Annotated in this window: 19 protein-coding genes; 10 read left to right on the top strand and 9 right to left on the bottom strand. The window is 72.9% G+C overall.

Annotated features, from left to right (window positions below; all coding sequences use genetic code 11):
• The first annotated feature begins 98 nt into the window (after nt 1–98).
• The 4 genes from ID804_RS03830 (at nt 99) to ID804_RS03815 (ending at nt 3,819) form a co-directional block, all read left to right on the top strand.
• Nucleotides 99–944, top strand: coding sequence for an ABC transporter substrate-binding protein (locus ID804_RS03830; RefSeq protein ID WP_169077594.1), 846 nt, complete (start codon nt 99–101; stop codon nt 942–944).
• Nucleotides 944–1,807, top strand: coding sequence for an amino acid ABC transporter permease (locus tag ID804_RS03825; protein WP_169077593.1), 864 nt, complete (start codon nt 944–946; stop codon nt 1,805–1,807). The genes ID804_RS03830 and ID804_RS03825 overlap by 1 nt, the downstream gene beginning before the upstream one ends.
• Nucleotides 1,804–2,589: an amino acid ABC transporter ATP-binding protein gene (locus ID804_RS03820; protein WP_169077592.1), complete on the top strand. Its 786-nt coding sequence runs from the start codon at nt 1,804–1,806 to the stop codon at nt 2,587–2,589. Before ID804_RS03825 ends, ID804_RS03820 begins: the two co-directional genes overlap by 4 nt.
• Nucleotides 2,590–3,090: 501 nt before the next feature.
• Nucleotides 3,091–3,819 carry a hypothetical protein gene (locus tag ID804_RS03815; protein WP_169077591.1) on the top strand — a complete coding sequence of 243 codons (729 nt, stop codon included), beginning with the start codon at nt 3,091–3,093 and terminating at the stop codon, nt 3,817–3,819.
• Between the two features lie 59 nt (nt 3,820–3,878).
• On the opposite strand, the gene ID804_RS03810 is transcribed toward ID804_RS03815, so the two are convergent.
• Entirely contained in the window at nt 3,879–4,724 is an 846-nt protein-coding gene (locus ID804_RS03810) for an ADP-dependent NAD(P)H-hydrate dehydratase (RefSeq protein ID WP_169077590.1), read from the bottom strand.
• Between the two features lie 206 nt (nt 4,725–4,930).
• Between ID804_RS03810 and ID804_RS03805 the strand changes: the two genes are divergently transcribed.
• Nucleotides 4,931–6,025, top strand: a complete 1,095-nt coding sequence (locus ID804_RS03805; protein WP_169077589.1) for an NADH:flavin oxidoreductase/NADH oxidase — start codon at nt 4,931–4,933, stop codon at nt 6,023–6,025.
• Here the strand turns inward: ID804_RS03805 and ID804_RS03800 are convergent.
• The 3 genes from ID804_RS03800 to guaB1 form a co-directional block, all read right to left on the bottom strand.
• A complete protein-coding gene (locus ID804_RS03800) occupies nt 6,022–7,071 on the bottom strand; it encodes a hemolysin family protein (protein ID WP_169077588.1) in 1,050 nt (349 codons plus the stop codon). The two genes, ID804_RS03805 and ID804_RS03800, sit on opposite strands and share 4 nt — an antisense overlap.
• Nucleotides 7,068–8,390: a hemolysin family protein gene (locus tag ID804_RS03795; RefSeq protein WP_317451156.1), complete on the bottom strand. Its 1,323-nt coding sequence runs from the start codon at nt 8,388–8,390 to the stop codon at nt 7,068–7,070. Before ID804_RS03795 ends, ID804_RS03800 begins: the two co-directional genes overlap by 4 nt.
• 115 nt (nt 8,391–8,505) lie before the next feature.
• Nucleotides 8,506–9,945, bottom strand: coding sequence for a GMP reductase (guaB1, locus tag ID804_RS03790; RefSeq protein ID WP_169077587.1), 1,440 nt, complete (start codon nt 9,943–9,945; stop codon nt 8,506–8,508).
• A 128-nt stretch (nt 9,946–10,073) separates the two neighbouring features.
• Here guaB1 and ID804_RS03785 point away from each other — a divergent pair, with 128 nt between their 5' ends.
• Nucleotides 10,074–13,832: a multifunctional oxoglutarate decarboxylase/oxoglutarate dehydrogenase thiamine pyrophosphate-binding subunit/dihydrolipoyllysine-residue succinyltransferase subunit gene (locus tag ID804_RS03785; RefSeq protein ID WP_169077586.1), complete on the top strand. Its 3,759-nt coding sequence runs from the start codon at nt 10,074–10,076 to the stop codon at nt 13,830–13,832.
• Nucleotides 13,833–13,898: 66 nt separating this feature from the next.
• Here the strand turns inward: ID804_RS03785 and ID804_RS03780 are convergent, their stop codons facing one another.
• Nucleotides 13,899–14,141, bottom strand: coding sequence for a zf-HC2 domain-containing protein (locus ID804_RS03780; RefSeq protein WP_169077585.1), 243 nt, complete (start codon nt 14,139–14,141; stop codon nt 13,899–13,901).
• The gene (locus tag ID804_RS03775) at nt 14,138–14,743 is read right to left on the bottom strand and encodes a sigma-70 family RNA polymerase sigma factor (protein WP_188219145.1); all 606 of its coding nucleotides are present in this window, start codon (nt 14,741–14,743) and stop codon (nt 14,138–14,140) included. Before ID804_RS03775 ends, ID804_RS03780 begins: the two co-directional genes overlap by 4 nt.
• Before the next feature lie 132 nt (nt 14,744–14,875).
• Here ID804_RS03775 and aroA point away from each other — a divergent pair, with 132 nt between their 5' ends.
• From aroA to ID804_RS03755, 4 genes are read left to right on the top strand one after another with little or no spacing between them, the layout of a single operon-like run.
• On the top strand, nt 14,876–16,276 hold the full coding sequence (aroA, locus tag ID804_RS03770; RefSeq protein ID WP_169077583.1) for a 3-phosphoshikimate 1-carboxyvinyltransferase: 1,401 nt from the start codon (nt 14,876–14,878) through the stop codon (nt 16,274–16,276).
• A gap of 10 nt (nt 16,277–16,286) precedes the next feature.
• Entirely contained in the window at nt 16,287–17,333 is a 1,047-nt protein-coding gene (gene rsgA, locus ID804_RS03765) for a ribosome small subunit-dependent GTPase A (protein WP_169077582.1), read from the top strand.
• Between the two features lie 50 nt (nt 17,334–17,383).
• The gene (locus ID804_RS03760) at nt 17,384–18,235 is read left to right on the top strand and encodes an inositol monophosphatase family protein (RefSeq protein ID WP_169077581.1); all 852 of its coding nucleotides are present in this window, start codon (nt 17,384–17,386) and stop codon (nt 18,233–18,235) included.
• A gap of 4 nt (nt 18,236–18,239) precedes the next feature.
• Nucleotides 18,240–18,749 (top strand): septum formation family protein, encoded by a 510-nt coding sequence (locus ID804_RS03755; protein ID WP_169077580.1) that lies wholly within the window; start codon nt 18,240–18,242, stop codon nt 18,747–18,749.
• A 31-nt stretch (nt 18,750–18,780) separates the two neighbouring features.
• Here the strand turns inward: ID804_RS03755 and ID804_RS03750 are convergent, their stop codons facing one another.
• The 3 genes from ID804_RS03750 to ID804_RS03740 are packed head-to-tail and all read right to left on the bottom strand — an operon-like array spanning nt 18,781 to nt 20,457.
• Entirely contained in the window at nt 18,781–19,806 is a 1,026-nt protein-coding gene (locus ID804_RS03750; protein ID WP_211160899.1) for an NAD(P)-dependent alcohol dehydrogenase, read from the bottom strand.
• 7 nt (nt 19,807–19,813) lie between these two features.
• Nucleotides 19,814–20,035 carry a helix-turn-helix transcriptional regulator gene (locus ID804_RS03745; protein ID WP_169077579.1) on the bottom strand — a complete coding sequence of 74 codons (222 nt, stop codon included), beginning with the start codon at nt 20,033–20,035 and terminating at the stop codon, nt 19,814–19,816.
• Nucleotides 20,029–20,457, bottom strand: a complete 429-nt coding sequence (locus ID804_RS03740; RefSeq protein ID WP_169077578.1) for a hypothetical protein — start codon at nt 20,455–20,457, stop codon at nt 20,029–20,031. Before ID804_RS03740 ends, ID804_RS03745 begins: the two co-directional genes overlap by 7 nt.
• Between the last annotated feature and the right edge of the window lie 258 nt (nt 20,458–20,715).

The raw sequence follows: 20,715 nt of genomic DNA, 5'->3' as shown, positions 1-20,715 counted from the left end.
GGGCTGAGCCGCACGCCTCGTTACGCCGCATCGTTCCTCCCGCCAGCTCCGTTCCTCCCTCCCGCACCGACCCGCCATCCTGCACCGAGGAGACCGCCATGACCCGACCCGCCCTGCGCCGCGCCGCCGCCCTCGCCGGTGCCGCCGCCCTGCTCGCCGGCCTCGCCGCCTGCACGCCCGCCGACTCCGGCACGGGCACCGAGGGCGACAGCGACTACGTCACCCCCGGCAAGTTCACTGTCGCGACCGGCGAGCCCGCCTACTACCCGTACGTCATCGACGACGCGCCCGAGTCGGGCGAGGGCTTCGAGGCCGCCGTCGCCTACGCCGTCGCCGAGGAGCTGGGCTTCGCCGCGGAGGACGTCGTCTGGGTGCGCACGACCTTCGAGGCGGCGATCCAGCCCGGCCCGAAGGATTTCGACGTCAACCTGCAGCAGTACACGATCACCGAGGAGCGCGCCGCGAACGTCGACTTCTCCTCGCCCTACTACGCCACCCCGCAGGCCGTCATCACCGTCGAGAGCTCGCCGGCCGCCTCCGCCGCCTCGCTCGCCGACCTCGCCGAGCTGCGCATCGGCGCCGCGACCGGCACCACGAGCTTCGACGTCATCGAGCAGGTCATCGCCCCCACCGCCGGAGTCCAGGCCTTCAACTCCAACGACGACGCCAAGCTCGCCCTCGAGAACGGCCAGATCGACGCGATCGTCGTCGACCTGCCGACCGCGTTCTACCTCACGGGCGTCGAGCTCACCGGCGGCGTGCTGCTCGGACAGCTTCCCGAGGCGGCCGGCGTGAGCGACGAGTGGGGCTTCGTGCTCGAGAAGGACTCCCCCCTCACCGACGACGTCACCGCCGCCGTGGATGCCCTGCGCGAGTCCGGCCGCCTGGCCGAGATCGCCGAGCAGTGGCTGGGCGCCGACGCGGGCGCGCCTATCCTGCAGTAGTGCCGACCCGACCCTTCGACGACACCGCGCCGAGCGCCGTCGAGCTGGAGCGGCGCGCCTACCGCCGCCGCCAGACGACGCGCTCGGTCGCGGTGTCGCTCGTGTCGACGATCGTGTTCGCCGCACTCATCTGGCTGACTGTCGTCAACACGCCGGGCTTCGAGCGCGTGCGGCAGAGCTTCTTCGATCTCGACGTCGCGATCGCCGCGTGGCCGCGCGTCATCGAGGGGCTGTGGGTCAACATCCAGGTGCTCGCCGTCGCCGTCGTCGGCGTGGCGCTGCTCGGCACGCTCCTCGCCGTGCTGCGCACGCTGCGCGGGCCGGTGTTCTTCCCGCTGCGGGCGCTCGCGGCGGCGTACACCGACCTGTTCCGCGGGCTGCCGCTCATCATCGTGCTCTTCCTCGTCGGGTTCGGGGTGCCGGGCCTGGAGCTGTTCCCGCGCAACTCGGCGCAGTTCTGGGGCACGATCGCGCTCATCCTCACCTACTCGGCCTACGTGAGCGAGGTGTTCCGCGCCGGCATCGAGGCCGTGCATCCCTCGCAGCGGCTCGCCGCCCGCTCGCTCGGCCTCAGCCATGGCCAGACGATGCGCATCGTCGTGCTGCCCCAGGCGGTGCGCAAGGTCACGCCCGCGCTCATGAACGACTTCGTCGCCATGCAGAAGGACGTCGGCCTCATCTCCGTGCTTGGCGTCGTCGACGCGGTGCGCGCCGCGCAGATCGAGACCGCGCAGAACTTCAACTTCACGCCGTACGTGCTGGCCGGGCTGCTGTTCGTGCTGCTCGCGCTGCCGATGATCCGGCTCACCGACTGGTACACGGCGCGGCTGCGGGCGCGCGAGCAGATCGGATCGATCGTATGACGGGCGGTGCGCGCGAGGCGGCGGCGGGCATCCGCCCCGCATCGACGGATGCCGTGCTGCGGCTTCAGGGCGTGCGCAAGTCGTTCGGCGCGACCCCGGTGCTGCGCGGCATCGACCTCGAGGTGCGCGAGCACGAGGTCGTGGCGCTCATCGGGGCCTCCGGGTCGGGCAAGTCGACCCTGCTGCGGTGCGTGACGCTGCTCGAGGGGCTCGACGACGGGCAGATCTTCCTCCGCGGTGACGACATCAGCGACCCGCGCGTCGACGCCGACCGGGTGCGCGCGCGGATGGGCGTGGTGTTCCAGCAGTTCAACCTGTTCCCGCACATCCGCGTGCTCGACAACGTGACGCTCGCCGCCCGGCGCGTGCTGCGCGAGCCGCGAGCCAGCGCGGAGGCGCGAGCCCTCGAGCTGCTCGACCGCGTCGGGCTCGCCGACAAGGCGCGCGAGTACCCCGACCGGCTCTCCGGCGGGCAGCAGCAACGTGTCGCGATCGTGCGCGCCGTCGCCACCAGCCCCGAGGTGCTGCTGCTCGACGAGATCACCTCCGCCCTCGACCCGGAGCTCGTCGGCGAAGTGCTCGACCTCGTGCGCGAGCTCGCCGCCGAGGGCACGACCATCGTCATGGCGACGCACGAGATGGCGTTCGCGCGCGACGTCGCCGACCGAGTCGTGTTCCTCGACGGAGGCGTCGTGCTCGAGCAGGGGCCCGCCGCGCAGCTCTTCGCGGCGCCGCGCGAAGAGCGCACGCGCGCCTTCCTCGCGCGCTACCGCGGCGCCTGAGCGGCGCGCCGCCGCGCCGAGCCTCGCGCCGCCCCGCGCTGCCGCGCCCGCGGCGGGCCGCCGCCCCGCGCGGCACCGGCAACTTCCGAGACGGTGCCGGTTTGCGCACAGGGTGCCGGTTCAACCCGACACCTCATGCGCGAACAGGCTCCCTCTTGAGCAGGTCGGCCGGTCGAGCCGCTCCTCCCCTGATCCTCGCAATCCGCTCCCTCCCCAGAGGGGCAGCGTGATCCTGCTCGTCAGGTCGAACTGAGCCACCATCGCCCCATGCGGCATCTCGACGCCTTAGCCAATGCGCGCGGGCTGATTCACACACGGGGACTCACTCCGGCAGACCGCCGCGCAGTCGAACGCGCGACAGACCGCGGCACGCTGGTCAGGCTCGCGCGAGGGAGCTTCCTCGCTGGCAGCACCTGGGCGGCACTGGACCACGACGCCCGCTACCGGGCGCGTCTCCACGCGGTGGCGACTGCGCTTGCGGACGGCGATCTCCTGAGCGACGTGAGTGCGCTCGCGCTGTGGCGCCTGCCCGCGATCTCGGCCTGGCCGACGACAGTGCACAGCGTCGGCCCTCGACATGACTGGGGACGACGGGCAGGCGTCCTGGTTCGACACACGACCACGCGACCGGACCCGGGAGCCGTCATCGACGGGCTGCCGGTCACCTCGCTGGCGCGCACGGTCATCGACACGGCCGCGCGCGAGCCGCTCGCCGCCGGACTCATGGCCGCCGACGCCGCGCTGCGCGGACTCGACGGCCCCTGGTTCTCGCGACCCGCGATCTCGCGCGACAACCTGCTGCGTGAGGCCGAGCGCGTGCCCGTGCGGCGAGGGCGGTCGCGGGCACTGCTGGTCGCGAAGCTCGCCGACGCGCGGGCCGAGAGCGCGGGCGAGTCGCTGCTGCGGGCGAGCATCCACCTGCTGGGGTTGCCGATGCCCGAGCTGCAGCAGGAGTTCCGCGGAGACTCGGGGCGGCGGTACTCCGTCGACTGCTACTGGCCCGACCAGCGGTTCGTGCTCGAGTTCGACGGGCGCGCGAAGTACCTCGACCCCGCGCTGCGCGGCGGGCGCTCCGCGGAGCAGGTCGTCGTCGACGAGAAGGAGCGGGAGGACGAGATCAGACCCCAGGTGCGGGGCATGGCGCGGGTGGGGTGGTCGGTCGCGGCAGCACCATGGCGACTCGAGGCGCGGCTGCGGGCGGCGGGGTTCCGCTTCCCGCCGAGGCGGTGACACAGAGCCCAGGGCGGAACCCAGAAGGGCGGGTGTCGCGGGGCTCGGGCGCGCGAGCCCTACACGGCCGGGCGGTACTTCACGAGCTGCGCGACCGTCGGGCCGAGCTCGCGGCAGAGGTCGAGCACGGTGAAGGGTCCGCCGGCCGAGGCGCGCTGCGCCGCCAGCCCGTGGATGACCGCGGCGGCCGCCGCGAGCCGGCCGAGCAGGGCCGCGTCGTCGACGACCGCGTCGGCGTGCGTCGCGACGAGAGCCCCGAGGATGCCCGCGAGGGCGTCGCCCGCACCCGCCGTCGCGAGCCACGCGGGCGCCGATCGCGCCACGAGCTCCTCGCCGGTGGCGCCCACGACGTGCGTCGTGTGCCCCTTCAGCAGCACGGTGACGCCGAAGCGCTCGGCGGCCGCGCGGGCGGAGCCGAGCGGGTCGGCGTGCACGGCCTCGCGCTCGAGGCGCAGCAGGCGGGCGAGCTCGCCGGCGTGGGGCACGATGACGGCGGGGGCGTCGGTCGCGGCGGCAAGGTCGAGGGCTCCGGCGTCGAGCACGAGCGGGCGGCCGGAGTCAAGCGCGTGGTGCAGCCGCTCGCGCGCGGCGGGCTCGAGCTCGGAGCCGGTGCGGGCGACGGGCATCCCGCTGCCCAGCAGCCAGGCCTGCACGCGGCCGGGTTCCGTCACCGCCTCGGGGCGGCGCTGCAGCACGAGGTCGGTGGCGCGCGCGGGCCCCAGGTACCGCACCATGCCGACGCCGGTGCGCAGGGCGGCCTCGACTCCCAGCACGGCGGCGCCCGGGTACTCGACCGACCCGGTGACGACGCCGAGCACGCCGCGCCGGTACTTGTCGTCGGTCTCGCCCGGAACGGCGATGAGTCGGGCGGCGTCGTCGGGGCTGAACAGTCTCGGGCCGGTCACGCGGCCACCCTATCGAGGTGCGCTCGGCGAGCGCCGGGCCCGCTCAGGTGCGCTCGGCGAGCGCCGGGCCCGCTCAGGAGCCCGGCCGAGCCCGGCCCGCCGACCTGCGCGTCAGACCCCGGCCGTCGAGCGCCGCGCGCCGCGAGCCCCGCGCCGAGCATCCCCCTCTCGGAATACGCCAGGCCGCCACCTGCTTGCATCGAAGCGTGACCACTGCGCTCTTCTCCCCCCTCACCGTCCGCGACCTGACGCTGCGCAACCGCGTGTGGGTCGCCCCGCTGTGCGAGTACTCGGTGCCGCGGCGCGACGGCGTGCCCACCGACTGGCACCTGGTGCACCTGGGCTCGTTCGCGCGCGGCGGCGCGGGCCTCGTGATCGCCGAGGCGACCGCCGTCGTGCCCGAGGGCCGCATCAGCCCGCACGACACCGGCATCTGGAACGACGAGCAGGCCGAGGCCTGGCGCCGCGTCGTCGACTTCATCCACGGCCAGGGCGCGGCGGCGGGCATCCAGCTCGCGCACGCCGGCCGCAAGGCGAGCATCTACCCCGAGTGGGGCGAGACGGTCGAGGGCTGGTCGGGTCGCGGCACGATGCCGGCGAGCGAGGCGGGCTGGCAGACGGTGGCCCCGTCGGCGATCGCCTTCGAAGGCTACGACACCCCGGTAGCGCTCGACGAGCAGGGCATCGCGGATGTCGTGGCCGCCTTCGCCGACGCCGCCCGCCGCTCCGTCGCGGCCGGCTTCGATCTCGTCGAGGTGCACGCCGCCCACGGGTACCTCCTGCACCAGTTCCTGTCGCCGCTGTCGAACCTGCGCGACGACGCCTGGGGCGGCTCGCTCGAGCACCGGGCCCGCATCGTGCTCGACGTGGTGCGCGCGGTGCGCGCGGCGGTCGACGTGCCGATCCTGGTGCGCTTCTCGGCGACCGACTGGACGGAGGGCGGCTGGGACGAGCACCAGACGGCGACGGTCGCGCAGTGGGCGCTGGAGGCGGGCGCCGACCTCTTCGACATCTCCAGCGGGGGCCTGGTGCGCGCCGCGATCCCGGTCGGCCCCGGGTACCAGGTGCCCCTCGCCGAGCACGTGCGCCGCGAGGGCAACGTCGCGGTGGGCGCGGTGGGGCTCATCACGGAGGCTGAGCAGGCCGAGCGCATCGTCGCGACCGGGCAGGCCGACGCCATCCTCATGGGGCGTCAGTGGATGCGCGATCCGCACGCCGCGCTGAGCTTCGCGCGCGCCCTCGGCGACGAGGCCGCGCTCGAGCAGCTCGTGCCGCCGCAGTACCGCCGCGCGTTCTTCTAGGGGCGGCGCCGAGTGGCGTCCTGCACCTCGCCGACGAGCTCCTCGATGATGTCCTCGAGGAACAGCACGCCGGTGGTGCGGCCCTGCGCGTCGACCGACCGGGCGAGGTGCGCGCCGGAGCGGCGCATGACGGCGAGGCCGTCCTCCAGGTCGGCGCTCGCGAGGATCGACACGAGGCGGCGGATGCGCTTGGGCGGTACCGGGTCGTCGAACTCGTCCTCGTCGAGGTCGATGACGTCCTTCAGGTGCACGTAGCCGGTGGGCTCGCCCTCGTCGTCGACGAGCACGTAGCGGCTGAAGCCGCGCTGCGCGACGGCGCGCTCGACGTCGGCGGGCGAGGCGTCCTCCGGCAGGTGCACGAGCTCGTTCATGGGCACGGCGACGTCGTCGACCTTCTTCGCCGTGAACTCGAAGGCGGCCGTGAGGGCGCCCGAGCGGTCCTCCAGCAGCCCCTCGCGCTGCGACTGCTCGACGATCGTCGCGACCTCCTCGAGAGTGAAGGCGCTCGTCGCCTCGTCCTTCGGCTCGACCTTGAACAGGCGCAGCACGCCGTTCGCGGTCGCGTTGAGGGCGCGGATGAGGAAGCCGAACACGCGCGCGACGGCGACGAGCGGCGGCGCGAGCAGCAGCACCGAGCGCGTGGGCAGCGAGAAGGAGATGTTCTTCGGCACCATCTCGCCGAGCACGACGTGCAGGAACGACACGATGATGAGCGCGATCGCGAAGGCGATGCCGCTCACGACCTCGTACGGCAGCCCGGTGAGCTCGAGCGGGATCTCGAGGATGTGGTGCAGCGCCGGCTCGGAGACGTTGAGGATCAGCAGCGAGCACACGGTGATGCCGAGCTGGCTCGTGGCGAGCATGAGCGTCGCGTGCTCCATGGCCCACAGCGCCGTCTTGGCGGCACGTGAGCCGGCCTCGGCGCGCGGCTCGATCTGCGAGCGCTTGGCGGAGATGACCGCGAACTCGGCGCCGACGAAGAACGCGTTGCCGGCGAGCAGCACGACGAGCCAGGCGAGGCCCCACAGGTCGGCGGTGTCGATCATCGGGTCACCTCCAGCTCGCCCGTGACCGGCGTGGGGGTGAAGCGCACCCGGTCGATGCGGCGACCGTCGAGCCGCTCGACGCGGAAGACGCCCGCATCGATCGCGACGGTGTCGCCGACCTCGGGCAGTCGGCCGAGCTCCGCCATGAGCCAGCCGCCGACGGTCTCCCACGGGCCCTCCTCGGGCACGGCGACGCCAACGCGGTCACGCAGCTCGTCGGGTCGCAGCATGCCGGGGAAGGTCAGCCAGTCGCGCGAGCGCACGACGCCCACGAGCACGCGGTCGTGCTCGTCGCTCACCTCGCCGACGAGCTCCTCGACCAGGTCCTCCAGGGTCGCGACCCCGGCGGTGCCGCCGTACTCGTCAACGACGACGGCCATCTGATAGCCGCGGCCACGCAGCTCGCCGAGCAGGGTGTCGAGCATCATCGTCTCGGGCACGCGCAGCGCCTCGGTCTGCAGCGCCGAGGCGGGCACGTCGGGCCGACGGTCGTGGGGCACGGCGACGGCCTGCTTGACGTGCACGATGCCGACGATGTCGTCGATCGAGTCGTCGGTCACCGGGAACCGCGAGAAGCCGGTGCGTCGGGTGAGCTCGATGACGTCGGCGGCCGAGTCGGCGCGGTCGATCGCGGCGACGCGGGGTCGCGGGGTCATGACGTCGGCGGCGGTGTGCTGCGAGAACGCGAGCGTGCGCGACAGCAGCGTCGCGGTGTCGGCCTCGAGCGAGCCCTCGCTCGCGGAGCGCCGCACGAGCGAGGCGAGCTCCTCGGCGGTGCGGGCGCCGCTGAGCTCCTCCTTCGGCTCGATGCCGACGGCGCGGAGGATGGCGTTGGCCGTGTTGTTGAGCAGCGCGATCGCGGGCCGGAAGACCGTCGTGAACACCGACTGGAACGGCACGACGACCTTGGCCGTCTGCCGCGGCAGCGACAGCGCGAAGTTCTTCGGCACGAGCTCGCCGACGATCATCGACAGCAGCGTGGCGATGACGACGGCGACGATCGTGCCGACGACGCTCACGGCGCCCTCGGGCAGACCGAGGACGGTCAGGGGGCCGGCGAGCATCACGGAGATCGCGGGCTCCATCGTGTAGCCCGTGAGCAGCGTCGTCAGGGTGATGCCGAGCTGAGCGCTCGAGAGGTGCGTCGAGGTGATCTTGAGCGCCGCGATCGTCGGGCCGAGGCGTCGCTCCCCGCGCGCCTGGCGCGCCTCGAGGTCGGAGCGGTCGAGGTTGACGAGGGCGAACTCGCTCGCCACGAACAGGCCGGTGCCGATGGTCAGCAGCACGCCCGCGCCGAGCAGGATCCACTCAGTGCCCACGGCGGCCCCCGATCATCGGCGAGGGACTATGACTGGGTTCGGACGGTGCAGACGGCGGGTCATCCATGATGCGGGCGAGTATAACGAGCACCGCTGGGCCGGCCACCGGCGCGCGTCACCACGAGACCGGCAGCGCCTTGCCCTCCTCGTAGCCCGCCGCCGACTGCACGCCGACGACGGCGCGCTCGTGGAACTGCGGCAGCGTCGCCGCGCCCGCGTAGGTCATCGAGGAGCGCAGCCCGGAGGTGATCATGTCGAGCAGGTCGTCGATCGACGGCCGCTGCGGATCGAGCAGGATGCGCGAGCTCGAGATGCCCTCGGCGAAGAGTGTGCGCCGCGCAAGCTCGAAGGCGTCGAGCCGCCGGAAGCGCTGCTCGACCGCCTTCGTGGAGGCCATGCCCCACGAGCTCTTGAACCAGCGCCCCTGCTCGTCGACCTCGATCTCGCCGGGCGCCTCGAGCGTGCCGGCGAACCACGAGCCGACCATGACGGCGGAGGCGCCGGCGGCGAGGGCGAGCGCGACGTCGCGCGGGTAGCGCACGCCGCCGTCGGCCCAGACCCGCGCGCCGAGCTCGCGTGCGGCCTGCGCCGTGTCGAGCACGGCGGAGAACTGGGGCCGACCGACCGCGGTCATCATGCGCGTGGTGCACATCGCGCCGGGCCCGACGCCGACCTTGAGCACGTCGGCGCCGGCGTCGACGAGGTCGCGCACGGCCTCGGGGGTCACGACGTTGCCGGCGACGATCGGCACGCCGAGCCCGAGCGCGGCGACGGCCCGCACGGCGTGCAGCATCTGCTCCTGGTGCCCGTGCGCGGTGTCGAGCACGATGACGTCGACACCCGTCTCGACGAGGGCCTTCGCGCGCGCGGCGGGGTCGCCGTTGACGCCGACGGCGGCGGCGACGCGCAGCCGGCCCCGGGCATCCGTCGCCGGGGTGTAGAGGGTGGCGCGCACGGCGCTGCGCGCGCTCAGGCTGCCGACGATGCGGCCGTGGTGCACGACCGCGACGGCCTCGACGCCGGCCGCGTCGATGAGGTCGAAGGCGCGCCGCGGATCGGTGACGTCCTCGTCGTCGAGGGCGGGCACGGCGTCGACGACGAGGTCGCCGACCGCCGACTCCGGCAGCGCGTGCCGCAGCGCGGCGACGGGGATGCACCGCTCGGGCTCGCCGTCGGCGTCGATGATCGTCAGCAGGGCGCCCGGAGTGTCGGGCGCACGCCGCAGGGCCTCTGCGATCGTCGTGCCGCGCGTCACGGTGACGAGCGGGTCGACGAGGGTCGGCGCATCCTTGACGGCGCGGATGGCGGCGTCGAGCTCGGGCAGCGGCAGATCCTGCGGCAGCACGCCGAGCCCTCCGCGGCGAGCGAGGGCGGCGGCGAGGCGCGGACCGGTGACCGAGGTCATGTTCGCGGCGACCACCGGGATGCGCAGACCGGTCGGATCGTCGACGGTCAGATCGACCGAGAGGCGACTGCCGACCCCCGACCTGCTGGGGACGAGGAACACGTCGGAGTAGGTCAGATCGTGGGCCGGAGGCTCGTGGAGGAATCGCACATCTTTCACCCTACGGCGACCCCTCTCTGCCCGCCCGGCCAGTTCCGAGTGGGTAGGCTTGTCGGGCTGGGGACCAGCGAGGGTTCCGAGATCCGAGCATCTAGCGAAACGGAAGTGGGCGGTCGGCTGTGTCAAGCCAAGTGACCGGAGTGAGCCCCGACGGCGGCGCCGCGGGCGAGTTCGGTGCCAACGAGTGGCTCGTTGACGAGATGTACGAGCAGTACAAGCAGAACCGGGAATCGGTCGACCCCTCGTGGTGGCCCATCCTGGAGAAGTACCACCAGTCGGCGCTCGCCGAGGCCGCTCCGCCCGCGGCCGAGCAGGCGGCGGCTGCGGCGCCCCCGGCGCCCATCCCGATGGATGCGCCCGACGCCGCGCCCTCCTCCGCTGGGGCGGCGGCCTCCGTGCCCCCCGCCTCGGTGCCGATCACGGGCAGCCAGCCGGTCGCCCGCACGACCTCGGCTCCCCCGCAGCGGCAGCCCATCCCCGCTCAGGCACCCGCCGCCGCCTCCGCCACCTCGGGCGGCGACGAGCAGCCTGCTCAGGACACCGTCACGCCGCTCAAGGGCATGGCGAAGACCCTCGCGGCGAACATGGACGCCTCGCTGAGCGTGCCGACCGCGACGAGCGTGCGCACGATCCCGGCGAAGCTCATGATCGACAACCGCATCGTCATCAACAACCACCTCAAGCGCACGCGCGGCGGCAAGGTCTCGTTCACGCACCTCATCGCCTGGGCGATGGTGCGGGCGCTGCGCGAGTTCCCGAGCCAGAACGTCTACTACGACGAGGTCGACGGCAAGCCCGTCGTCGTCACCCCGGCGCACATCAACCTCGGCATCGCGATCGACCTGCCGAAGCCCGACGGCACGCGCGCGCTGCTCGTCCCCGGTGTGAAGAAGTGCGACACCATGGGCTTCGGCGAGTTCCTGGGCGCCTACGAGGACGTCGTCAAGCGCGCGCGCGACAACAAGCTCACCGCCGGCGACTTCCAGGGCAACACGATCTCGCTCACCAACCCGGGTGGCATCGGCACGGTGCACTCGGTGCCCCGCCTCATGAAGGGCCAGGGCGCGATCATCGGCGCCGGCGCGCTGGAGTACCCGGCCGAGTTCCAGGGTGCGGCCCCGGCGACGCTCGCCGACCTCGGCATCGGCAAGACGATCACCCTCACCTCGACCTACGACCACCGCGTCATCCAGGGCGCCGGGTCGGGCGAGTTCCTGAAGAAGGTGCACGAGCTGCTCATCGGCGAGCGCGGCTTCTACGAGGACATCTTCGCCGACCTGCGCATCCCCTACGACCCGATCCACTGGGCGCAGGACATCCACGTCGACCTCGCCGACGCCGTCAACAAGACGGCGCGCGTGCACGAGCTCATCAACTCGTTCCGCGTGCGCGGCCACATGATGGCCGACGTCGACCCGCTGGAGTACCGCCAGCGCTCGCACCCCGACCTCGACATCGCCAGCCACGGTCTGACCTTCTGGGATCTCGACCGCGAGTTCGTCACTGCGGGCTTCGGCGGCAAGCGCACGATGCTGCTGCGCGAGATTCTCGGCGTGCTGCGCGACACCTACTGCCGCACCGTCGGCATCGAGTACATGCACATCCAGGATCCGACGCAGCGTCGCTGGTTCCAGAGCATGCTCGAGAAGCCCTACCAGAAGCCGACGCACGACGAGCAGATGCGCATCCTCGGCAAGCTCAACCAGGCCGAGGCGTTCGAGACCTTCCTGCAGACGAAGTACGTCGGCCAGAAGCGCTTCAGCCTCGAGGGCGGCGAGTCGCTCATCGCACTGCTCGACGAGGTCGTGCAGGGCGCCGCCGAGGCCGAGCTTGACGAGGTCGCGATCGGCATGGCCCACCGCGGGCGCCTGAACGTGCTCGCGAACATCGCCGGCAAGACGTACGGGCAGATCTTCCGCGAGTTCGAGGGCACGCAGGATCCGCGCAGCGTGCAGGGCTCCGGCGACGTGAAGTACCACCTCGGCACCGAGGGCGTCTTCACCGCGATGAGCGGCAAGCAGATCCCCGTCTACCTCGCCGCGAACCCCTCGCACCTCGAGGCCGTCAATGGCGTGCTCGAGGGCATCGTGCGGGCCAAGCAGGATCGCAAGGGCGACGGCCAGTACGGCGTGCTGCCCGTGCTCGTGCACGGCGACGCCGCGATGGCCGGCCAGGGCGTCGTGCTGGAGACGCTGCAGCTGTCGCAGCTGCGCGGCTACCGCACCGGCGGCACGATCCACGTCGTGGTCAACAACCAGGTCGGCTTCACCACCCCGCCGACCGAGGCGCGCTCGTCGATCTACTCGACCGACGTCGCGAAGACCATCCAGGCGCCGATCCTCCACGTCAACGGCGACGACCCCGAGGCCGTCGTCCGCGTGGCCGAGCTCGCCTTCGCCTACCGGCAGGAGTTCAAGCGCGACGTCGTCATCGACCTCGTCTGCTACCGCCGCCGCGGGCACAACGAGGGCGACGACCCCTCGATGACGCAGCCGCTCATGTACAACCTCATCGAGGCCAAGCGCAGCGTGCGCACCCTGTACACCGAGGCTCTCGTCGGCCGCGGCGACATCACGCCCGACGAGTTCGAGGCGGCGCACCGCGACTTCCAGGAGCGCCTGGAGGTCGCCTTCGCCGAGACGCACGCCGCGCAGACGGGGTCGATCCCCGTCGTCGACGGCGCGCCGGCCGGCCCGGCGATGGAGACCCTCGCCGCGGAACCGGAGACGACGGGCGTGCCCGTGGAGGTCGTGCAGCACATCGGCGACGCCCACGACAACCCGCCGGCGGGCTTCTCCATCCACCCGAAGCTGCAGGCGATGCTGAAGAAGCGCGTCGAGATGAGCCGCAACGGCGGCATCGACTGGGGCTTCGGCGAGCTGCTCGCGCTCGGCTCCCTCCTCATGGAGGGCACGCCCGTGCGCATGTCGGGCCAGGATTCGCGTCGCGGCACCTTCGTGCAGCGCCATGCGGTGCTGCACGACCGCGCGAACGGCCAGGAGTGGCTGCCGCTCGCGAACCTCGCCGAGAACCAGGCGAAGTTCTGGATCTACGACTCGCTGCTGAGCGAGTACGCGACGATGGGCTTCGAGTACGGCTACTCGGTCGAGCGCCCCGACGCGCTCGTGCTGTGGGAGGCCCAGTTCGGCGACTTCGCCAACGGCGCGCAGACGATCATCGACGAGTTCATCTCGTCGGCCGAGCAGAAGTGGAACCAGCGCTCGAGCGTCGTGCTGCTGCTGCCGCACGGCTACGAGGGCCAGGGCCCCGACCACTCGTCGGCGCGCATCGAGCGCTACCTGCAGCTCGCGGCCGAGGAGAACATGACGATCGCGCGGCCGTCGACGCCCGCGTCGTACTTCCACCTGCTGCGCCGCCAGGCCTACGCGCGCCCGCGCCGCCCGCTCATCGTCTTCACGCCGAAGGCGATGCTGCGCCTGCGCGGCGCGACGAGCGAGGTCGCCGACTTCACGCAGGGCCGCTTCGAGCCCGTGCTCGATGACGTGAACGTCACCGACCCGCAGTCGGTCCGTCGCGTGCTCGTGCACGCCGGCAAGATCCACTACGACCTCAAGAGCGAGATCGAGAAGCGCGGCACGCAGGGTGTGGCCCTCGTGCGCCTGGAGCAGTTCTACCCGCTGCCCGAGGCCGAGCTGCAGGCGGTCTTCGACCGCTACCCCAACGCCGAGCTGGTGTGGGTGCAGGACGAGCCCGAGAACCAGGGCGCGTGGCCGTTCTTCGCGATCGAGAGCGCCAAGCGCGGCGGTCGCGGGGTCCGCGTGATCTCGCGCCCGGCATCCGCCTCGCCCGCGACGGGCTCGACGAAGCGCAGCGCGCAGGAGCACGCGGCGATCATGGACGCCGCGCTCGCCGACTAGGTCGCTGCACGCGGAACGGGCCCGCCCTCCCTCGGGAGGCGCGGGCCCGTTCGCGTGACGGTGAGCTCAGGCGCGAGCATCCAAGCGCTCGATGCTGCCGAGGATCATCGCCCGCAGCTCCTCAGGCGCCTTCTCCTGGCAGGCCTCCTTCACCTTGGTGGTGAGGGTGAGGCCGACGAGGTGCTCGGCTGAGCAGTCGTCGCAGTTGGCCATGTGGTCGCGGATGTCCTGGCACTGCTCGGCGCTGAGCTCGTTGTGCAGGAACTCCTCCAGTTCGGCTTTGGCCTTGTCGCAGCCGCAGTCGGTCATGTCGTGCTCCTCGTTCGGGTGGTGGCAGTCTCGGAGAGGGTCATCCCGCGTTCGCGGGCGTAGTCGGCGAGCAGCTCGCGCAGCAGGCGCCGGCCGCGGTGCAGTCGGCTCATGACGGTGCCCACCGGGGTCTTCATAATGTCGGCGATCTCCTGGTACGAGAACCCTTCGACGTCGGCGAAGTAGACGGCGAGGCGGAAGTCCTCCGGGATCGACTGCAGCGCGTCCTTCACGGCGCTCGCGGGCATCCGGTCGATGGCCTCGGCCTCGGCCGAGCGGCTCGAGCTCGACGTCGCCGACTCGGCGCTGCCGAGCTGCCACTCTTCGAGCTCGTCGGTCGAGCCCTGGTACGGGTCGCGCTGCTTCTTGCGGTACACGTTGATGAACGTGTTGGTGAGGATGCGGTAGAGCCACGCCTTGAGGTTCGTGCCCTGCTCGAACTGGCCGAACGCGGCGAAGGCCTTCACGAACGTCTCCTGCACGAGGTCGGAGGCGTCGGCCGGGTTCTTCGTCATGCGCATGGCAGCGCCGTAGAGCTGGTCCATGTACGGGAGCGCCTGCTCCTGGAACAGCCGTCGTCGTTCGGCGAGCTCGTCAGTCATCGGGCCCGAGTCTACGACCGGCGCCTGGGGCGCCCGGTCGCGCGTGGGGGCGGATGCGGTGCCCACGTGCTCGAGGACGGCGCTCGTCATCCCGTGGCTCCCTTCGCTCCTGCTGCCGATACCCTGTAACCGATGCAGGTCTTCACCTATTCCTCGCCGCGCTTCACCCCCTACGACGACGAGCGCGCCGGTGTCTCGGAGTCGCTCGGCGGCGGGGGCCCCTGGCGGGCTCCGCGCGCGACCGGCCCGCTGGTGGCCCGGCTGACGCTGCCGGGGTCGAAGAGCCTGACGAACCGCGAGCTCGTGCTCTCGGCACTTGCCGACGGCCCCTCGCTGCTGCGCCGCCCGCTGCACTCGCGCGATTCGGCGCTCATGATCGAGGCGCTGCGGTCGCTCGGCGTGAGCATCGAGGAGGTCGAGGGCGACGGCGACTACGGCCCCGACCTGCGCGTGACGCCCCCGGCCGAGCTGGAGGGCTCGACGAGCATCGACTGCGGGCTCGCCGGCACGGTCATGCGGTTCCTGCCGCCGGTCGCCGCGCTCGCGCTCGGGCCGGTCGCCTTCGACGGCGACGAGGCCGCGCGCCGGCGCCCGATGCGCACGACGATCGACTCGCTGCGCGCCCTCGGCGTCGACGTCAACGACGACGGTCGCGGCGCGCTGCCGTTCAGCCTGTGGGGCACCGGCGCGGTGCGCGGCGGCGAGGTCGCGATCGACGCGAGCGCCTCGAGCCAGTTCGTCTCGGGCCTGCTGCTCGCGGCACCGCGCTTCACCGAGGGCCTGACGCTGCGGCACACGGGCGAGCGCCTGCCGTCGATGCCGCACATCGAGATGACGATCGCGACGCTCGCCGAGCGCGGCGTCGAGGTGCTGAGCCCGGATGAGGGCGTCTGGGTGGTCGCGCCCGGTCCGATCCGCGGTCGCGAGGTCGTCATCGAGCCGGACCTGTCGAACGCGGCGCCGTTCCTCATCGCGGCGGTCGTCGCGGGCGGCACCGTCGCGATCGATGGGTGGCCGGCCGAGACGACGCAGGTCGGCGCCGACCTCATCGAGATCCTGCCGCGGTTCGGCGCGAGCGTGCGCCGCGAGGGCGGCGCGCTCGTCGTCGACGGCGGCGAGGGCCTGCTGGGCGGTCGGCGGATGCCCGGCCTCGAGCTCGACCTCTCGCGCGGGGGCGAGCTCGCTCCCGCGCTCGTCGCCCTCGCGGCGCTCGCCGAGTCGCCGAGCCGCATCACGGGCATCGAGCACCTGCGGGGTCACGAGACCGATCGGCTCGCCGCGCTCGCCGACGACCTGACCCGCGCGGGTCTCACGGCGACCGAGCTGCCCGACGGTCTCGCGCTCGAGCCGGCCCCGCTGCACGCCGCCGACTGGGGCGCGTTCGACGACCACCGCATGGCGCACGCCGGGGCGATCATCGGCCTCGCAGTCGACGGCATCGACATCGACGACATCGCGGCGACGTCGAAGACGCTGCCCGAATTCCCCGAGCTGTGGGCGCGCCTGGTCGCCTCGACGATCGCCGAGGCGTGACCCCCCGCGCATGAGCTGGCTGCCGCTCGACGACGACGAGGACGAGCCGTACGGCGCGTACGACGAATCGGTCGTGCGCGCCCGGCCGAACCCGAAGGCGAACCGCCCGCGCACGAAGCAGCGCCCCGCGCACGACGACGCCGTCGTCGGCCGCATCGTGACCGTCGACCGCGGGCGCTACCTGGCGCTCGTCGACGAGGATGCGCCGACCGAGCGCGAGGTGCTCTGCACGCGCGCCCGCGAGCTGCGCAAGACCGCGATCGTCACGGGCGACCGCGTCGACGTCGTCGGCGACGTGAGCGGCGAGGAGGGCGCCCTCGGTCGCATCGTGCGGGTGCACGAGCGCCGCACCCTGCTGCGGCGCAGCGCCGACGACACCGACGCGGTCGAGCGCATCGTCGTGGCCAACGCCGACCAGCTCATGATCGTGGTCGCGGCGGCGAACCCCGAGCCGAGGCCGCGGCTCGTCGACCGGTACCTCGTGGCGGCGTTCGACGCGGGCATCGCTCCGCTGCTCGTCGTGACGAAGACCGACCTGGCCGATCCGAGCGAGTTCCTCGCCCACTTCGCGGGGCTCGACGTGCGCGTGGTCACGAGCTCGGCCGAGCATCCGCCGATCGAGACCCTCATGGGGCTGCTGCGCGACCGCACGACGGTCGCGGTCGGGCACTCCGGCGTCGGCAAGTCGACGCTCGTCAACGCGCTCGTGCCGTCGGCCCAGCGCGCCACGGGGCACGTGAACGCCGTGACGGGCCGCGGGCGCCACACGTCGAGCTCGACGGTATCGCTGCGGCTGCCCGGCGGCGGGTGGATCATCGACACCCCCGGCGTGCGCTCGTTCGGCCTGGGGCACGTGAACCCGGACAGCATCGTGCGCGCCTTCGGCGACCTCGCCGTCGTCGCCGAGCAGTGCCCGCGCGGCTGCACGCACCTTCCGGACTCGCCCGACTGCGAACTCGTCGAGCGGGCGGCGAGCGGTGAGCTCGGCGAGCTGGGCCCGCAGCGCCTCGACTCGCTGCAGCGGCTGCTGACGACCCTCACCCGACCCGCGTACTGAGCGGATCTCGCTCTACTGGCGCGGCCCCGCGCGGCGCTACTGTGAGAGCCGTGACCGACCTCAGCGCCGATCTGGCGCTCGCCCTCGAGCTGGCCCAGCGCGCCGACGCCGTGTCGTTCGACCGCTTCCGCGCCGTCGACCTCGAGGTGACGACGAAGCCCGACCGCACGCCCGTCACCGACGCCGACCGGGCCGTCGAGCGCGTCATCCGCGACGGGCTCGCCGAGGCCAGGCCCGACGACGGCATCCTCGGCGAGGAGTACGGCACCGCCGCCGGCACGGGGGCCAGCGCCCACCGCCAGTGGATCATCGACCCCATCGACGGCACCGCGAACTTCCTGCGCGGCATCCCGATCTGGGGCACGCTCATCGCCCTCGCCGTCGACGGCGAGCCGGTCGTCGGCGTCGTGAGCTCGCCTGCCCTCGAGCGCCGCTGGTGGGGCGCGCGCGGCCTCGGCGCCTTCGTGCAGCGCACCGGCCCGGCGGCCGAGACGGATGCCCGCCCGCTGCGGGTGAGCGGCGTGCGCGACCTCGCCGACGCCTCGATCTCGTACAACAGCCTGCCCGGCTGGGACGACGCCGGGCGGCTCGACGGCCTGCTGCGGCTCACGCGCGCCGCGTGGCGGTCGCGCGCGATCGGCGACATGTGGTCGTACATGCTCGTCGCCGAGGGCGTCATCGACGTCGCCGGCGAGTTCGACCTGCAGCCCTACGACATGGCGGCCCTGCAGCCGATCGTCGAGGAGGCCGGCGGGCGCTTCACTTCCGTCGACGGCGAGACGGGGCCGTGGCACGGCAGCGCGCTCGCCACCAACGGACTGCTGCACGACGAGGTGCTCGACCTCGTCGCCCCCGCGCGCGGCGATCACGCCAGCAGTGCCGCCGCCGATGAAGAGGAGTGAGCCCATGCCCAGCACCGTGCCAGGAGCGCGACCCGCGCTCGTCGCCCTGACCCTCGCGGCCGCGCTCGGCCTCAGTGGCTGCGCCTTCCTCGACCAGCTGACCGGCGGCCCGCAGCGCGACGCCGACGGCGCGGTCGTCGAGGGCGACGACACCACCGACGTCTTCACCATCCAGGTCGGCGACTGCCTCAACGACGCCGAGGCGGCGGAGGAGGTCGAGACGGTGCCGACGGTGCCGTGCGAGCAGTCGCACGACAGCGAGGTGTACGCCTCCGTGATCATGCCCGACGAGGAGTACCCCGGCCAGCAGGCGATCTTCGAGCTCGCCGACGCCGAGTGCCTGAGCGAGTTCGAGGCCTTCGTCGGCGGCGACTGGGACACCTCGCCCTACGACTTCAGCTACTACTTCCCCACGGAGGGCAGCTGGGCCGAGGGCGACCGCGAGATCCTCTGCGTGATCTTCGACCCCGAGGGGCCCGTCGAGGGCAGCCTCGCGGGCTCGGCGCAGGGCTAGGGGCGGCGCGACCCGCGACCGCGTCGCCGGCTCAGCCGGCGAGTGCCGCGAGGCCTGTCAGGTCGACGACGACCTTGCCCGCCACCTCGCGGCGCTGCAGTCGCGCGATCGCCGCGAGGGCGTCGGCGACGGGGGCGACCTCGGAGACGGCGGAGCGCATCCGCCCGCTCGCCAGGTGCTCCAGCACGACCGCGAGGTCGGCGCCCGACTCGCGCTGCATCACCATCGCCAGGCGGTGCCGCACGAACGGGTTCAGCAGCGCCGCGCGGAACTGCCGGTCGAGCCCGTCGAGCACGGGCCCGCCGGCATGGTCGGCGCCGACGATGACGAGCGCCCCGCGCGGCGCGAGCGCTTGCCGGAGCACGCTGAGACCGCGGCCGTCGGCGGTGTCGATGACGACGTCGAAGCGGCCCCAGTCGGCGGGCTCGGGCGTGGCGCGGTAGTCGATCGTGCGCTCCGCGCCGAGCGAGCGCACGAACGCCGCCTTCGCCGCGCTCGCGACGCCCGTCACGCGCGCCCCGGCGAGCACGGCGAGCTGCACGAGGGCCGAGCCGACCCCTCCCCCGGCGCCGATCACGAGCACGCGCTGGCCGGCTTCCACGCGGGCGACGTCGCGCACCGCCTGCAGGGCCGTCACGGCCGAGATCGGCTGCGCCGCGGCATCCGTCATCGTGACGCCCTCGGGGATGCGCGCGAGCTTCGTCGCCCGCGCCACGACCCGCTCGGCGAACGCTCCGGGGGCCGAGCCCGCCACGGCGTCGCCGACCGCGAAACCCTCGACGCCCTCGCCGACCGCCTCGACGACGCCCGCGAAGGCGAGCCCCGGGATCGGCTGGCGCGGGGTGCGGAGGCCGAGGAACGGCCGCACGATCGTCGGCCGACCCGTCATGAGGTGGATCGTGCCGGAGTCGGGGCTCGCCGCCGCGACCCGCACGAGCACGTGGCCCGGGCGCAGCGCGGGCACCGGCGCCCGCCCGACCGCGAGGGTCTCGACGCCGCCGTAGCCGCGCTGCAGGAGGGCGCCCATCGTGGCGCTCGGGGAGGATGTCGTGGTCATGCTCGGCTCAACTCTCGCTCGGGTACTGGAAGACGTCGTCGAGGGGCGCCCCGAAGACGCGCGCGATCTGGAAGGCCACCTCGAGCGACGGCGAGTACTTGCCCTGCTCGATCGCGATGACCGTCTGGCGGGTGACGCCGATGCGCTCAGCGAGCTCGGCCTGCGTCATCTCACCGTGGGCGAAGCGCAGGGCGCGGATGCGGTTCTCGACGCGCGTCGGCTTCACCACGAGGGCACGCCCCCGCGGTAGAGCGCGACCTTCGTGATGCCCTCGAGCACCGCCGAGAGGTAGAAGCCGGCGAAGAGGGCGTGGGCGATCCAGAAATGGTCGGCCTCGAGCATCGCGAGGACGAGGGCCCCGAGCCCCGCGACGACGAGCACGGCGCGCGCGGTGTGCTCGGCGCGGGCGCTGATCTGCCGGTCGCGCACGTCGGTGCCGTGACCGTCGCGGCGCGTCAGCACGGCGACGACGATCGTGACGACGGCCGTCACGATGACGCCGATGCCGACGCTCCACAGCATCGCGTCGACGTACGGGGTCTCGACGAGCGGCCCGCCGGCCGCGCGGCTCAGCAGCACCGCCGTGTAGACGACGCCGGTGACGAGGCCGACGACGAGGCCGATCCAGGCGACCTTCTCCTCTTGGGCCATGGGGCTCTCCTTCGCGATTGCGGGGTGTGTCAAGAATGCTTGACATGGCCAAGGTAAAGCGTGACGGACATTCTGTCAAGATTCTTTGACATCTCGACCGAGGGGGCGGATGCCCGTCGCCGTCGCCCCCGCCGCCCTCGACCCCCGCGCGGCGGCCCGCCCGCCCCGCCATCCGTCGCACGGACGCGCCGTTCGTCGCACCGAACGGCCACCCGTCGAGCGGGCCCCTCCGCGCGCCAGCGCCGCTTCCTAGCCTGA

Origin of the sequence: Microcella alkalica (assembly GCF_014595885.1) — a bacterium.
Lineage (GTDB): Bacteria > Actinomycetota > Actinomycetes > Actinomycetales > Microbacteriaceae > Microcella > Microcella alkaliphila_B.
This window is presented reverse-complemented; position numbering and strand designations above follow the sequence as displayed.